The organism is Nitrospira sp. (assembly GCA_030692565.1).
GTDB lineage: Bacteria > Nitrospirota > Nitrospiria > Nitrospirales > Nitrospiraceae > Nitrospira_D.
Genome location: JAUYAO010000001.1, coordinates 100,697 through 114,926, shown reverse-complemented (window position 1 = coordinate 114,926; position 14,230 = coordinate 100,697). Strand labels below are relative to the sequence as shown.

14 protein-coding genes and 1 rRNA gene are annotated in these 14,230 nt (G+C 58.0%); 7 read left to right on the top strand and 8 right to left on the bottom strand.

Going from position 1 to position 14,230, the window contains the following annotated elements; genetic code table 11:
• The first annotated feature begins 326 nt into the window (after positions 1-326).
• From rnhA to Q8N04_00550, 3 genes are all read left to right on the top strand, one after another.
• The gene (gene rnhA, locus Q8N04_00560; protein ID MDP3089142.1) at positions 327-1,619 is read left to right on the top strand and encodes a ribonuclease HI; all 1,293 of its coding nucleotides are present in this window, start codon (positions 327-329) and stop codon (positions 1,617-1,619) included.
• A 223-nt stretch (positions 1,620-1,842) separates the two neighbouring features.
• On the top strand, positions 1,843-2,736 hold the full coding sequence (locus Q8N04_00555; GenBank protein ID MDP3089141.1) for a S16 family serine protease: 894 nt from the start codon (positions 1,843-1,845) through the stop codon (positions 2,734-2,736).
• A 21-nt stretch (positions 2,737-2,757) separates the two neighbouring features.
• A complete protein-coding gene (locus tag Q8N04_00550; protein MDP3089140.1) occupies positions 2,758-3,144 on the top strand; it encodes a hypothetical protein in 387 nt (128 codons plus the stop codon).
• A gap of 31 nt (positions 3,145-3,175) precedes the next feature.
• Here the strand turns inward: Q8N04_00550 and Q8N04_00545 are convergent, their stop codons facing one another.
• Positions 3,176-4,129, bottom strand: a complete 954-nt coding sequence (locus Q8N04_00545; protein ID MDP3089139.1) for a trypsin-like peptidase domain-containing protein — start codon at positions 4,127-4,129, stop codon at positions 3,176-3,178.
• Positions 4,130-4,334: 205 nt separating this feature from the next.
• Between Q8N04_00545 and Q8N04_00540 the strand changes: the two genes are divergently transcribed.
• The gene (locus tag Q8N04_00540; GenBank protein ID MDP3089138.1) at positions 4,335-4,625 is read left to right on the top strand and encodes a hypothetical protein; all 291 of its coding nucleotides are present in this window, start codon (positions 4,335-4,337) and stop codon (positions 4,623-4,625) included.
• 34 nt (positions 4,626-4,659) lie between these two features.
• On the opposite strand, the gene Q8N04_00535 is transcribed toward Q8N04_00540, so the two are convergent.
• From Q8N04_00535 to Q8N04_00515, 5 genes are all read right to left on the bottom strand, one after another.
• Positions 4,660-5,106 (bottom strand): FUN14 domain-containing protein, encoded by a 447-nt coding sequence (locus Q8N04_00535; GenBank protein MDP3089137.1) that lies wholly within the window; start codon positions 5,104-5,106, stop codon positions 4,660-4,662.
• Positions 5,103-5,966 carry a neutral zinc metallopeptidase gene (locus tag Q8N04_00530; GenBank protein ID MDP3089136.1) on the bottom strand — a complete coding sequence of 288 codons (864 nt, stop codon included), beginning with the start codon at positions 5,964-5,966 and terminating at the stop codon, positions 5,103-5,105. Before Q8N04_00530 ends, Q8N04_00535 begins: the two co-directional genes overlap by 4 nt.
• A gap of 35 nt (positions 5,967-6,001) precedes the next feature.
• Complete coding sequence (locus tag Q8N04_00525; protein MDP3089135.1) at positions 6,002-6,658, bottom strand: DUF2959 domain-containing protein; 657 nt, start codon at positions 6,656-6,658, stop codon at positions 6,002-6,004.
• Positions 6,659-6,831: 173 nt separating this feature from the next.
• Positions 6,832-8,046 carry an OmpA family protein gene (locus Q8N04_00520; GenBank protein MDP3089134.1) on the bottom strand — a complete coding sequence of 405 codons (1,215 nt, stop codon included), beginning with the start codon at positions 8,044-8,046 and terminating at the stop codon, positions 6,832-6,834.
• Between the two features lie 260 nt (positions 8,047-8,306).
• Positions 8,307-8,486: a hypothetical protein gene (locus tag Q8N04_00515; protein MDP3089133.1), complete on the bottom strand. Its 180-nt coding sequence runs from the start codon at positions 8,484-8,486 to the stop codon at positions 8,307-8,309.
• A gap of 350 nt (positions 8,487-8,836) precedes the next feature.
• Here Q8N04_00515 and Q8N04_00510 point away from each other — a divergent pair, with 350 nt between their 5' ends.
• Complete coding sequence (locus Q8N04_00510) at positions 8,837-9,397, top strand: Slp family lipoprotein (protein ID MDP3089132.1); 561 nt, start codon at positions 8,837-8,839, stop codon at positions 9,395-9,397.
• Between the two features lie 132 nt (positions 9,398-9,529).
• Positions 9,530-10,210 carry a pseudouridine synthase gene (locus Q8N04_00505; protein ID MDP3089131.1) on the top strand — a complete coding sequence of 227 codons (681 nt, stop codon included), beginning with the start codon at positions 9,530-9,532 and terminating at the stop codon, positions 10,208-10,210.
• A gap of 15 nt (positions 10,211-10,225) precedes the next feature.
• Here the strand turns inward: Q8N04_00505 and Q8N04_00500 are convergent, their stop codons facing one another.
• Together Q8N04_00500 and Q8N04_00495 are read right to left on the bottom strand one after the other, a co-directional pair.
• Entirely contained in the window at positions 10,226-11,143 is a 918-nt protein-coding gene (locus tag Q8N04_00500; GenBank protein ID MDP3089130.1) for an alpha/beta hydrolase, read from the bottom strand.
• Between the two features lie 175 nt (positions 11,144-11,318).
• Positions 11,319-12,356, bottom strand: a complete 1,038-nt coding sequence (locus tag Q8N04_00495) for a molybdopterin-dependent oxidoreductase (protein ID MDP3089129.1) — start codon at positions 12,354-12,356, stop codon at positions 11,319-11,321.
• Positions 12,357-12,661: 305 nt separating this feature from the next.
• On the opposite strand from Q8N04_00495, the gene Q8N04_00490 reads away from it, so the two are divergent.
• Positions 12,662-14,199, top strand: a 16S ribosomal RNA gene (locus tag Q8N04_00490).
• Positions 14,200-14,230: the final 31 nt, after the last annotated feature.

Below are 14,230 nucleotides of genomic sequence, written 5' to 3'. Positions count from 1 at the left end.
ATGGGAGCTCTCAATTCATGGATAACTTGAGTATGGGACCATTGCACCCCATGGCAGATATGATCTGTTGGCTCGTGCTTGCGGGGATCGGTATTTGGCTATTGACTCGAGTGGATGAAGAGGCACGAGATGCAGTTGAGCGACGTCGGGCATGGGGCTACCCCATCGATGACTACCCCAGAGAATTCGAGAAGTGGAAGGTTTGGATTCGGTGGACAGCTATACTGGTAACTGCGGTATCGCTTAGTGGAGTACTGTACAACGCATCGTGGATTTAGTGCCGAATGTGGGATGAATGGCTGGTCTTAGCGAGGGAGAGCGGGCGGATGATCGAGATCTATACGGATGGTGCCTGTAGTGGGAATCCCGGTCCTGGCGGTTGGGGTGCCTTGCTGCGTATCGGCGGTGCTGAAACGGAACTCTGCGGCGGGGAGCCGGCGACGACGAACAACCGCATGGAACTGCTTGCCGTCATTGAAGCCTTGCAGGCGCTCGCCCAGCCGGTGGAAGCGCGCGTCTATACCGATTCACAGTATGTCCAGAAGGGCATCAGCGAATGGATCCATAGCTGGAAGCGGCGCGGCTGGAAAACGGCCGGTAAAGAGCCGGTGAAGAATGAGGATTTGTGGCGTCGTCTCGATGCGCTGGCTTCCGGCCACAAGCTTGAATGGCACTGGGTGCGGGGGCATAACGGGCATCCGGAGAATGAACGCGTAGATGCCCTGGCTCGTGCAGGGCTTGAACAGTCGCGCAGCGCTGGTAAGAAAGTCGGCGGTCCAGTTGCCGCTGCTGCACCGGTCGCCACTCCTGTCAAAGAGAGGGGCGCTATAGCGCACTCTCGTCCAATCCTCGATATTCAACACGCGACCGTCTATCGGGGGGAGACCTGTGTCTTCTCCGACTTCTCCCTCGCTCTACAAGAAGGAGAGCATGCAGCGATTGTCGGTCCCAATGGGGCCGGCAAATCGACGTTGCTCAAACTCTTAGCGGGCGGCGTCCATCCGTTGCCGTTGGATGAGACCAGAATCAGTCTCTTCGGCGAGGAAGGCGGGAATGTCTGGGAGGTGCGCAAGCGACTCGGAATTGTGTCGCACGATCTCCATCGGGACTATCTGATCTGTGCAGAGGGGCTGAATGTCATTCTGTCCTGGTACTACGCAAGCAACGACACGTATGAGTATCAGGAGTTCAGCGAGGCGCAGGTCGTGCGGGCGCGCGAGGTAATGAAGGAGTTAGGTATTGAGTCATTGGCCGGCCGTCGATTCGGCCATCTCTCAACCGGCGAGCAACGCCGCTTTCTCCTCGGCCGCGCGCTGGTGCATGATCCTTCTGTGCTGGTTTTAGATGAACCGACGAGCGGACTCGATCTGAAGGCCTGCTTCCAATACCTGGATCTCTTGCGTGCGCAGATCCGCAAAGGGAAGACCGTGCTCCTCGTCACGCATCATCTGCACGAGATCCCGCCGGAGATTGAGCGGGTCGTCTTGCTCAAAGAGGGGCAGATTGTCGCTGATGGGAGCAAAGCCAATCTGCTCACAGACATAAACCTCAGCCGGCTTTTTGACCAGCCCGTGACGCTTGTCCGGGCCAACGGTTGGTATCAAGCCCTGCCTGGGTAACGTGGTTCGACGCATCTCGTATGATCTGCCCCCATCGTTTCTGCCCTTCATTCTAGTTGCGAATCTTCTGCCAGTGTCCGAACCGCTCTTTCTTTTGACGAAGTCTGTCTTGAGGGGTACGTTTCACAGATAAGTGTTCCTTATGGCGAGGGTCTGAGGAATAGACGAGGTTGAGGTCTCTTTCTTCCGATGGACGAATCGCGAGTCCCATAACGAGCTCCATATGTTGGCACGCTTATCTGAGCATCGACATCTGCACATGTTGTCCTGGCTATTCGGTCTCTGGTGTTTCCACTCCGGGGAAATCTTCGTCCCGGCAGCCTGGGCGGAGACCTGGGTCTGTCCACAGCCTGGACAATCAGATCTGTACACGGACCATAGTGGGCGGGGCTGTTGGAAGCTGGGGGAGCCCAAGACCTATTCGTCTTTGGAAGTTGTTCCGGCGCCTATCTTCCCACCGCTCAAAGCGAGTTCTGTACCTGAGTCGAAATCGACCGCTGTGCACATGCCTGCCCAGAACTTGAATAAGCCGGCTCCATTTCCTGATGTATCTCTGACCGTGCCGGTTCTCGGCATTTCATCAGAGGGCACGGTGGGATCGATTACCGGCTCGTGGAATGGACTCGTTGCGCGGATTACGGTCGGCTACAGGGAGGACGGCAGGGGGCCGGAGATTCTGCCCAATGAGAATCTGAAGCCGGTATCGGTTGGGTCATTGCATACGGCTGTGATTGCTGCAGCGAGGGCTGTGGGATACGACCCTCGATACTTGACCGTTCGCCTGCTGATCCCGACGAAGATGGATGGTCCGAGCGCCGGTGGAATTATGGCTGTCGGCATTGCTGCGGCTCTTCTCGGTGATCCGATTCGCCCCGATGTGTGCATGTCAGGAACGATTGAGCCGACGCTGGAGATCAAGCCGGTTGGCCGACTGGTGGATAAGATGAACGCCTGCCGGGATCTCAAAAAGACCACGATGATCGTGCCGGACGGATTGGACAACAGCCATCTCAATTTTACCGGAGCGGAGAAGGCTATTCATGTCATCGAGGTCCATACGCTGGCTGAGGCGTACACCGCTGCGACCGGCCAATCGCTGCGTCAGGCGGTCCACTGACACACACGAAGAGGGGGAGTGATGCGTCATCAGATTGAGACGACAAAACGGCTGGTCGGCTTTGCGGGAACGCTGGCGTTCCTGTGCAGTGTGTTTGCTTCCATGGCGTGGGCGGCGGAACCGGTGAAGGTCAATTCCTTGCTCGCGTATCCTCAGTCGTACAATATGAAATTGGTGCGGGTCGAGGGCACCGTCAGTCGCTATCGCATGCAACAGTTTATCGGTGCCCGCAGTAAGCTGGAGAAGTGTATTCAGGAATTTGCGGTCGCAGACGACACCGGTACTATCAATGCCACGTATGCGACGCTCTGCGATATGGGAACAGTCTTGCTCAGAAACGGTGACCGTGTGACGATCGACGCACACTTTTCCGGCGTTCTAGATGTGCGGTCGGTGACGAAGAACTAATGTGGCCATCGATTTTCAATCGAGACGTCTGCTATCCGCCTCCTAACGTCACCGTAAACGTCAGATCCGCATCAATGCGGCGGACTTTGACACGCACTTGCTGGCCCGGGGTGGTTCGCTCGATCAGATAATTCTTCAAATGCGCCGCGTCGTTGATCTCGGTTCCATCCACCGCAATGATGATGTCGTGCTTCTGAATGCCGGCTGACTTGGACGGCTCATTCACTTCCTTCACCGCCATGCGCCATTTCGTGCCGTCCTTCACGGCCATCATGTGAATGCCCATCTTCGAGAAGGTCATCGGCTTTCCGTCGATGGCCGACTTCACGATCCGTTCAGCCAGCAACGCCGGAATCGCAAAGGCCATGCGGCTGCAGTGGGCGGTGGAGTCGTCCCGTTCGGTTTGGATGATGGCGTGCATAATGCCGACCACGTCCCCCTTGTCGTTAAAGAGTCCACCGCCGGAGTTGCCGCTGCAAGCCGCGACGTCGGCCTGGATCAGTCTGGTGTCCACCGTTTGGAGGAATGTATTCGTATTGCCCAAATGCCCGAAGGACATCGTGGGTCCCCAGCCCATCGGATAGCCGACGGTGAAGACATCTTGGCCGGGCTGCACGTCGCCGGCGGCAAAGGAGGCGGTGGCGCGAAGCTTGGCCCGGTGGGCTTCCGCCACGCGATAGACGACGACATCCATGAAGGCGCTGTCGCCGACCAGGTCCGCGGTGAGTTCGTGCAGATCCGTCGTCAGGATATGGATCTGCTTCTCAATGATGGTGCCGGTGGTGACATCGTGCTTCTCTGCGGCATGACGGGCGGTCACGATGTAGCCGTCGCGCAGGTGAAAGCCGGTGCCGCGAACCAGAATCTTTCCCGGTTTATCCGGCGTCCGCTGATCTTGCGTATCTTCGAGCACGCCGACGGTCGCGAGCTTGGCGCGGTCGAGCGCCGCAGGGGATAGTTCTGCATGCGCGGGTGCTGTCGGCATAAGTATCGGGAGTGCAAGCATGAAGAGGGCAGAGCCACGGAAAATTGAACGAGTGAGAGCAGTGCGTCGCATGCAAGATCCTTTCATGTCAGAGCCGATAGACCATTCTAGTATAATCCAGAGCGTAGGCTAAGAGGAAAGGGGGGGGGGTACAGGGACAAGAGGTGATTCGCATGCTATGCTGTCTTTATAAAAGGAGTGCGGTATGCCTACAAGAATAGTTTGGATGCGGGTGCTCTGTGCGCTGTCGACGGTGGTGGTGCTCGCAGCCTGTCCTGTTTTCGCCGAAGAGCCGCAGGGGATGATGCAGCGGGTTGAAGCCACGGCGAAACATATAGGCGAAAAGATTGAAAGTAAGACCAAAGCGGTGGTGAAGAAGGTCGAAGAGAAGCACGTCGTGGACAAGGTCGGTGAGAAACTCAAGAAGGCTGCGACGAAGACCGCCGAAGGGTTCGAAAAAGCGGGCACGAAGATCAAGGAAAAGTTGAATGACTAGGCGGTCTGTTCACTCGAAGGTTTCCGAGCGCGTCCTACTTCTTCCGAAATCCCAAAAATGTTCCGGCGCCGCCTGCTCCCGCCGAGGGGAGATAGCCCGTGAGGACTTCCTTGAAGCCCTCCGCTTTGCCCTGAGCCCAGGCGAGGCTGTGCGAAATATTTTCTTCGATCGCGGTCCAGTCGAGGTCGACGACCCCGGTCATTTTCACGGCGGCCAGCAGAGTCAGTAGGATTCCTGCGACAATGGCGGCAAGTTTGACCGTCCGGCGAATCGCCCAGCCGATCAAGAAGCCTCCCATAAAGCTGGCCCCTCCGCGGGCGAGGGCCGGCGACATCATGTCATTCATCCAGGCCCCGACTCCGGCGATAGTCGTAGCTCCTGCGCTGAGGAAAGGCTTCGAATGCCATGGCGGATCGGCGAAGAGTGTCTCAAGGGCGCCGGTTGCCAGATGGTTCTTGGACTCCTGTTCGTCTTGGCTCATGAGCGTGGTCCTTCAAAGGTGTTGCACACGTTGGGATCGCCGCTTTCCAGGCCCCGCCTGAGCCAGGTCATCCGTTGGTCGGATGAACCGTGGGTCCAGCTTTCCGGTTGGACGTATCCCTGACCCATTTTCTGCAGGCGATCGTCGCCGATGGCGGCGGCGGCTTTGAGTCCTTCTTCGAAATCGCCCGGCTCGATCAGATTGCGCTTGCGGTTGGCATGGTGGCCCCACACGCCGGCGAAGCAGTCGGCTTGGAGCTCCATGCGGACGGACAAGGCATTCGCGTCTTTCTCCGATGCCTGACGCTGAAGACGAGTGATTTTCTCAGTCACACCCGTCAGATTCTGCACGTGGTGTCCCACCTCATGCGCGATGACATAGGCCTGCGCAAAATCTCCGGGGGCGCCGAGGCGTTGAGCCATCTCGTTGAAGAACGTCAGATCGAGATACACCTTGTGATCCCCCGGACAATAAAACGGACCGACGGCCGATGAAGTCGTCCCGCAGGCGGACCGGACGCTACCGCTGAAGAGGACGAGTCGGGGTTCTTTATAGTCAGCGCCCAGCAATTGCTTCCAGGTAGTTTCCGTATCCGCGAGGACTACTGAAGCAAACTTGCCGAGTTGGTCGCTGGGAGGGCCGGTCGGCCCGGTTTCGGCCGGCCCCGAGGACTCCGTCATGCTCTGGACTCCGCTCAGCATATTGATGAGCGTCAGGGGATTGGTGCCGGTAAAGTAGCTGACGGCGAGCACCAACACGATGCCGCCGATTCCCAGTCCGCCGACACTGCCGACCCGGGCCGGGCTCATGCCACGGCGGTCTTCGATATTGCTGCTTTCCCGTTGTCCTTCCCACCGCATGGCGATCCTCCGGTCGAACTCTCAGGCCTATCGAGTTAGGCCGGTTCTTTTTCCATCGATTGAATGAATTTGTCCGCTTCGGCGATGGACTTGTTCATGTCCTTGACCAGTTGATCGACCTGGGCGTCGACCTTGACGAGTTCGCCTTTGATAGCGGCCAGGGCGCGTGCATTCAGGTTGTGTTTCAGGTAGAGGACTTGATCGCGAAGCGGTTTCAACACCGGGTCGATGCGCTGTTCGGCCTTTTTCATGGCTCCGAGCATCTCGTTGTACCGGGCTTTGGTCTGAGTCAGCCTCTCTTCACTCTTGCGCCGGAGATCGGCGCTGGAATATTGGCCGAGTTCGGTCTTCCATTCGGCGAACAGCGAATCCGCCACGCTCTCGACATCCTTGATCCGTTTCCGCACGGCCTCGGCGCTGTCTTCGCTGCTTTCCAACTCGCTGTTCAGTTTCTTGTAGGTGGTTTCCAGATCGCCACCTTGATAGCCGACGACTTTTCCGAATTGTTCCAGGGCGCTCTGGATTTCTTTCTTGGCGTCCTCCTGCGCATTGCGCGCAGACTTGACCCGGCTGCTCAGAATATCGCGTTTGGCATAGCCCATCTTCTCCATCGTGGCTATGTAGGCGGTATCGCAGGCCGTCAGTCCGAAGGCGAGGGAGAGTATTGTGGCGAGACCGATTAATCGAAACATAAGGTCCTCATACTGAGAGATCCATAAAAGTGCTTACGAAGCGCTGTGGATTGCTGCGGCACGCCGGCATCATAACCGAAGTGATGACCGGGGGGAAGTCTTCAGACTCACAAGGCGAAGAGAGGCGGCCACCACAGGAGGTGTGGTGGCCGCCGCGGTGCGAACGGGCGGGCTTATTTCCCGTCCGGACCGGTGGAGCCCAGCTGGCCGGTGATTTTGGAGAGGTCTTTCGGATGGAGGACGATTTCGATCCGTCGATTGGCGCTTCGGCCCTGCTCGGTCTCGTTGGGAGCAATCGGGCGCGTCTCGGCATAGCCGACGGCGGACATATGCTGCCGGCCCACTCCACCTTGATCGATCAAGTACCGCACGACATTGGTGGCGCGGGCGGTGGAGAGCTCCCAATTCGTTTTGAATTTATCCTGTAGCTTCGTGCTGATCGGCACGTTGTCCGTATGACCTTCGATGCGGATTTGTTTATCGGTAATCTTGTTCAAGACATCGCCGACCTGCTTCAAGACTTTGACTCCGGCCGGCTTAACCTGCGCCTGCCCCGAGTCGAAGAGCACCCGGTCGACCATGTTGATCGTCAACTGATCGCGAACCTGCTGGATCGTGATGTTGCCTTTCGAAATTTCGTCCTGGAGTGATTTGGACAGTTCCTCCTGCGTGCGAGTCAGCCGCGCGATCTCCGCTTCTTTGGCGGCGCGTTCCTGTTCAAGCCGGGCCTTCTCGGCTTCCTCGGCCTTCAGTCGCGTTCGTTCCTGCTCCAGGCTCGCCGTGAGCTGGGTTTGTTCCTGGCGGAGTTGCTCGCGTTCCTTGGCGACGCGGGCGGCTTCTGCTTCAAGGTCGGCGGCGCGCTTCTGCAGCTTGGCGATCTCGCTCTGGGCGGAAGCGGTCCCACTGGCCAATTGTTGTTTGTCTTTTTCCAGCGCGCTGACCTGGGCCGCCTCGTCGGCCAGCTTCTGTTGGAGTTGGTCGATCTGGCCGCGCACCGCGCTCAGCTCGGTGCCGAGTTGGCCCTTGTCTTTTTCCAGGCCGTCCAGCTTGGACTGCAATTCTCCCGAGCGGGCCTCCAGGGCTGCCCGTTCTTTGGCCAGTGCGGCCGCGGCCTCCTCGGCGGTTTTTCGTTGCGCCGATTCCTGATCCAGATTCTGCTGCAGGCTGGCGAGTTGCTGTTTGAGTTGATCCGATTGGGCCTGAGATTGTTTCTTCAACGCCTCAAGTTCGGCGGCCCGTTGAGCGGATGTTTTCTTCGTGGCATCCAGTTCGGTGAGCGCTTTGGTGTGCGTTTCATTCGTGACGCATCCGATCGGGGCGATGGCGCACAAGGCGATCAACGAGGCGGTTCGGAGCGATGAGGTCTGGAACGGACTACGTGGATGCATAGATTCCTCCCTATAAAGGATGACACGCGGAACACAGCGAGAAGGAGCAAAGTCGATGCCTGAATGTTTCCGTAGGGACGGACGAGAAAGTTCTGGTTATTCAAGGGAATGATTGGAGAAGGGAGCGGGGAAATGGGGGAGACTGTCGTGAGATGCCACGGTCCTGTAGGAAGAGGCCTACAGATTCGATAGATACCGGTATGGAATATATCGGGTCGAGGAATGGGGGCACAACGGCTGTTGCGCCCCGGAAGGCAGGCTTACTTGCCCATCTCCTTCTTTTCATCCTTTTTCTTGCTCTCGTCATCGGCTTTGGAGCCGCTCATATCCTTCTTGTCCTTCTGTTCGACCGGTGCCGGTTCACTTGCGAAGGAGACGGCCGTGCCGAGACCGAAGGTCAAGAATGCTGCGAGTGCGATGAAGCTGGCTAAGCGAGTCATGGGAACCTCCTCACGTAGAGAGTGAATGAAAATAGGCCACGGTCATCCGCGATGCTGTGGCCGCTGCGAACACTGAATGAATCCGATGAGAGTGGCGAAGCTCTCATGCCGGGTAATAGAGCAAGCCTGATGCCGGAAGAAACTGATGGGTGATATCCACCATTCGGAGATGGCCACATCTTCTAAGTCGCGCTGTCGACAGGCATTCTCGTCGTCGAGCGATTTCATAGCTCTCGAGGCGTGACGGAAAGACTGTATGGAAGCGCTCTGGGATTTGCAGGGGAATACCTACGCTTCTACACGGGGGATGAGAATTGAGGGTGGTGCGCAGGGTCAGGTATAGTGGCGGCATGATGATCAATTGGATCAGGATGATCGCCGCGCTGTGGTGGAGCGCGTTGATGCTGCCCGGCTGCGCGTCGCACGTTGTCGTGCCGGCGGCGCTTGAGGCCCAGCTCGACAAGGATGTCACCTTCGCGCAGATTCTTGCGGCGCCGGAGTCCTTGGTCGGGAAACGGATTGTGGTCGGCGGTGAGGTACTGAAGGCAAAGCGGATCGCTGCCGGCATGCTGATCGAAGTATTGCAGCTTCCATTGAACGCCGACTATGAACCGACGGTTGTGAGGACAGACTCGCAAGGCCGATTCCTGGCGCTCACTCAAGAATTGCTCGACCCGGCGACGATCCGGGAGGGGACGGCGATCACTCTGGTTGGCGAAGTGACCGGAGCCCGCATGGATCGCCTCGATGAGGTGGAGTATCGGTATCCGACCTTTGGCGTGAAGCATCTCTATGCGTGGCCGCCCGGGTATGGTTCGGAGCCGCGATCAGGGTTTTCTCTCGGGGTCTTCGGTGGCATGGGCGTGGGAAGCGGCGGGCGAATCGGCGGAGGATTCGGCCGTGGCTACTGATCGCGTCCTTCAGAGGCAGGCGGAGCATTCGACTGATCGAGATCGATTCATTTCGTGGCCCTGTCGGCGGTGCCGTACCCAGAGCCGGCGTCTTCTCAAGCTGCATGTGGCTGAGACCGCGGCGGCCGGCCGGTGAAAGCCACGTCCCGCATGACACAGGCCACGTCGAGTCCAGCGCGCGTTCACACCATCGCGTTTCATAAGCCCTACGGCGTTCTGCCGTGTTTTACCGATCCTGGCGGGCGGCCGACGCTCGCCGACTATGTCGAGTTGCCTGGTGTCTATGCGGCCGGGCGGCTGGATATGGACAGTGAAGGGTTGATGCTCCTGACATCCGACGGAACGCTCTCTCACCGCATCACCGATCCGCAACACAAGCTTCCGAAGGTCTATCTGGTGCAAGTTGAACGGATGCCCGATGAGCAGGCGCTCCAGCAATTGCGCCAGGGTGTGGTGCTGAGCGGAACCAAGACGAGGCCGGCGGAGGTTCGCTTGCTGGACGAGCCGCCGGCATTGCCGGATCGGTCGGTGCCCATTCGGTTCAGGAAAACCGTGCCGACCTGTTGGATCGAGATGACCATTCGCGAAGGGATGAATCGGCAGGTGCGTCGCATGACCGCGGCGGTCGGGCACCCGGCGCTGCGGTTGGTTCGGGTGGCGATTGGCCCTATCTCGTTGGGGAATCTTGCGCCCGGTGTCTGGCGTGATTTGACCGCTGGCGAGGTGCAGGCGATTCAGGGCAGTGGAGCGGCCGCTGGCAGCAAACCACGGCGGCCGGAATCTCCGAGAACTTCACGCCGCGCCACTGAATAGCGCGGCGGTTGTTCGTTACTTCCTCAGACTCTGCAGGAATTCTCCTAGCACTTTCCGAAACTGTTCCGGATCTTCCGCCATCATGAAATGGCCGGTGTTGAACTCCACCAGTTGCGCGCCGGCGATCTGTGCCTGAATGCCGCGCGCGATGGCCGGAGTCGCGACATCATCTTTGGCTCCGACCGCCACGAGCGTCGGCGCGGTGATCGCGCTGATCCTTCCGTGCACGTTGGCCTGAGCCATGCTTGTGAGGGCTTCGCGGAGTACTGTGCCGTTCCAGCTCGGAATGCGGTCCAACAAGGGCTGATAGAGCGTGGCGGGCGTTCCCTGGGGGAAGCTCTCCACGATAATGTTCTTGGATACGTCGCGAAAGTCGCGCGGGTTGCCGATGGTCGGTAGGTCCTTATCGAGCACCATCGCCCCGTCGGTCGTCGAGACGAGTACGAGCGCCCGCACGCGCTCAGGATAATCCAGAGCCAGCTGCTGCAAAATCATCCCACCCATGGAGACGCCGACCCAGATCGGCCGCTCGATCCCCAGCTTGTCCGCGAGTGCAATCAGGTCTTTGGAAAACTGTGCGATCGTAAAACCGCTCTCCGGTTTTTGCGATTCGCCGTATCCGCGGAGGTCGACGGCAATGCCTCGAAAGTCCGGCGAGTAGGCGTTCAGATATTTCGGGAAAATATTGCTCGTGGTGACGACGCCGTGAACGAAGATGATCGGATCGCCGGTGCCGGCTTCCAGAATGCTGAGCGAGACGCCGTCGATCGTCACGGCGCGCCGCCTGATTTCCCCGTTCACACGTGTCGCCGTTGCATGGGTTTGGGCGGATCCCAGGGACGTCAGCCGGTCTTGCTGCAACGCCGGAGCATGCAGATCGCAGCCGGTGAGGCTAAGGATGAGGGATGAATAGAGGATGAAACGTCGTGCCATGGTCCCTCCAGCGAATAGGAAGCAGAGCGACTATCACTAGCGAGATTCCCGGAGAGAAGCAAGTCAGAATATATAGTGTAGGTGAAACAGATGGAAAGGAGCGTTGCGCCGAGAGTGGGGGCGGATGCGGATGAATTTCGGTGCCGTGCGGCCGATTGCGACGGGCGTCGCAAGTCTACAGCTCTGCCAGTTCCGAAATGATCGTGTGCAATCCGCTCGCGCCGGCCGGCTGTGGCCGGACGATTTCAGCTATCTGCAGTTGACCTTTTGTATCGGTCGCCCGCACCACGGTTTGAAATTTTCCTGGCTTCGGCGCGGTCCAGGCGTAGTTCCAAACCACCCAGGAGTAGGGCGACATCGGCGGTTCAATCTCGCATTCGCTCCACGTGCGGCCGGCATCGAAGCTGAGCTCGACTTTGCTGATGGAGCTGGGGCCGCCGAAGGCAATCCCGCGGAATTTCTGCACGGACCCGCGCAAGGTCTGGTAGTGGCCGGGGGAATCGATGCGGGAGAAAATCTTGATCGTGGCGTCGTCAGTCCAGCCTTTGCGCTGCCAGTATCCTAGGTAATCACCCGGGTAGACCTCGATCTCGGTAATCCATTTCACGTTTTTAATGCCGTACAGGCCGGGGACGATGAGGCGGATCGGGAAGCCATGCTCCTTAGGGAGTTTTTCGCCGTTCATCAAGAAGGCAATCATCACGTCGTCCTGCATCGCGCGTGTAAACGGAATGCTGTCGTCGTAGCCATCGATCCCGCGAAAAGTCACATCCCGTGCAGTTTCTTCGTCGGCGCCGGCGTCCAGGAGGAGCTTTTTTAATGAAATACCGCGCCAGGTGGCAGTGCCCAGGCTGTCGCCGCCGGGGAGGGTGTCGATACACATGAGCGTGGAGACTTGATCGTAGGAATCGCGATTCAAAATATCACGCCAGCCCAGTGAAAGCGGTGTTTTCACGACGCCTTTCACGTGAACTTTCCATTGCTCGATATTCACCTCGCGTGATATCGAGACGGCGGAATCGGCGTAATTGACGACGTAAAATTTAGAATTCGGTGTGAAATAGGTGGTCTCGCGTGGCGGAATCGCAAACATGCGTCCAAAAATAGAACCGATGGCGTCGCAGCCTCCGGTTATTCCGGCCGTCGCGACGAGACCGAGCGTTTGTAGAATCGTTCGGCGCCGCATGAACAGTGGTGATTCATTGTTTCTCATATTTTTTGATTATACATGAAAATGTTGCTTGACACTCGTGGGGGAGCTTTGTTATCTTCCCACTCGTTCGAGGGCAGAGGGCGGATGAGTTCTTGCCTGCATACCGCAACCAGACGGTGCGGTGCCTGAGGGAAACTACCCGAAGTTTTTTGAGTGGGTCCCTTGACATGAGAGTGCGCAACGTTTATATTGCGCCTCCCGCGTCACGAACGCGACGTTGTGTTCTTTGACAACTGAATAGAGGAAGTTGAGCAAGGTGTAAGGTGTATTGAAGTGGTGGCCCTTGGTCCAATTTTAGAGAACACCTATTTGAGAGTTTGATCCTGGCTCAGAACGAACGCTGGCGGCGCGCCTAATACATGCAAGTCGAGCGAGAAGGTGTAGCAATACACTTGTAAAGCGGCGAACGGGTGAGGAATGCATGGGTAACCTACCCTCGAGTGGGGAATAACTAGCCGAAAGGTTAGCTAATACCGCATACGTTTCCGGAACTTCGGTTTCGGAAAGAAAGCAATGCCGTGGGTATTGCGCTCATGGATGGGCTCATGTCCTATCAGCTTGTTGGTGAGGTAACGGCTCACCAAGGCTTCGACGGGTAGCTGGTCTGAGAGGACGATCAGCCACACTGGCACTGCGACACGGGCCAGACTCCTACGGGAGGCAGCAGTAAGGAATATTGCGCAATGGACGAAAGTCTGACGCAGCGACGCCGCGTGGGGGATGAAGGTCTTCGGATTGTAAACCCCTTTCGGGAGGGAAGATGGAGTGGGTAACCACTTGGACGGTACCTCCAGAAGCAGCCACGGCTAACTTCGTGCCAGCAGCCGCGGTAATACGAAGGTGGCAAGCGTTGTTCGGATTCACTGGGCGTACAGGGAGCGTAGGCGGTTGGGTAAGCCCTCCGTGAAATCTCCGGGCCTAACCCGGAAAGTGCAGAGGGGACTGCTCAGCTAGAGGATGGGAGAGGAGCGCGGAATTCCCGGTGTAGCGGTGAAATGCGTAGAGATCGGGAGGAAGGCCGGTGGCGAAGGCGGCGCTCTGGAACATTTCTGACGCTGAGGCTCGAAAGCGTGGGGAGCAAACAGGATTAGATACCCTGGTAGTCCACGCCTTAAACTATGGATACTAAGTGTCGGCGGTTTACCGCCGGTGCCGCAGCTAACGCAATAAGTATCCCGCCTGGGAAGTACGGCCGCAAGGTTGAAACTCAAAGGAATTGACGGGGGCCCGCACAAGCGGTGGAGCATGTGGTTTAATTCGACGCAACGCGAAGAACCTTACCCAGGCTGGACATGCAGGTAGTAGAAGGGTGAAAGCCCAACGAGGTAGAAATACCACCCTGCTCAGGTGCTGCATGGCTGTCGTCAGCTCGTGCCGTGAGGTGTTGGGTTAAGTCCCGCAACGAGCGCAACCCCTGTCTTCAGTTACTAACAGGTCAAGCTGAGAACTCTGGAGAGACTGCCCAGGAGAACGGGGAGGAAGGTGGGGATGACGTCAAGTCAGCATGGCCTTTATGCCTGGGGCTACACACGTGCTACAATGGCCGGTACAAAGGGCTGCAAACCCGCAAGGGGGAGCCAATCCCAAAAAACCGGCCTCAGTTCAGATTGGGGTCTGCAACTCGACCCCATGAAGGCGGAATCGCTAGTAATCGCGGATCAGAACGCCGCGGTGAATACGTTCCCGGGCCTTGTACACACCGCCCGTCACACCACGAAAGTTTGTTGTACCTGAAGTCGTTGCGCCAACCGCAAGGAGGCAGGCGCCCACGGTATGACCGATGATTGGGGTGAAGTCGTAACAAGGTAGCCGTAGGGGAACCTGCGGCTGGATCACCTCCTTTCTAAGGAGCATACCTCCAAAGAAAATCCAGG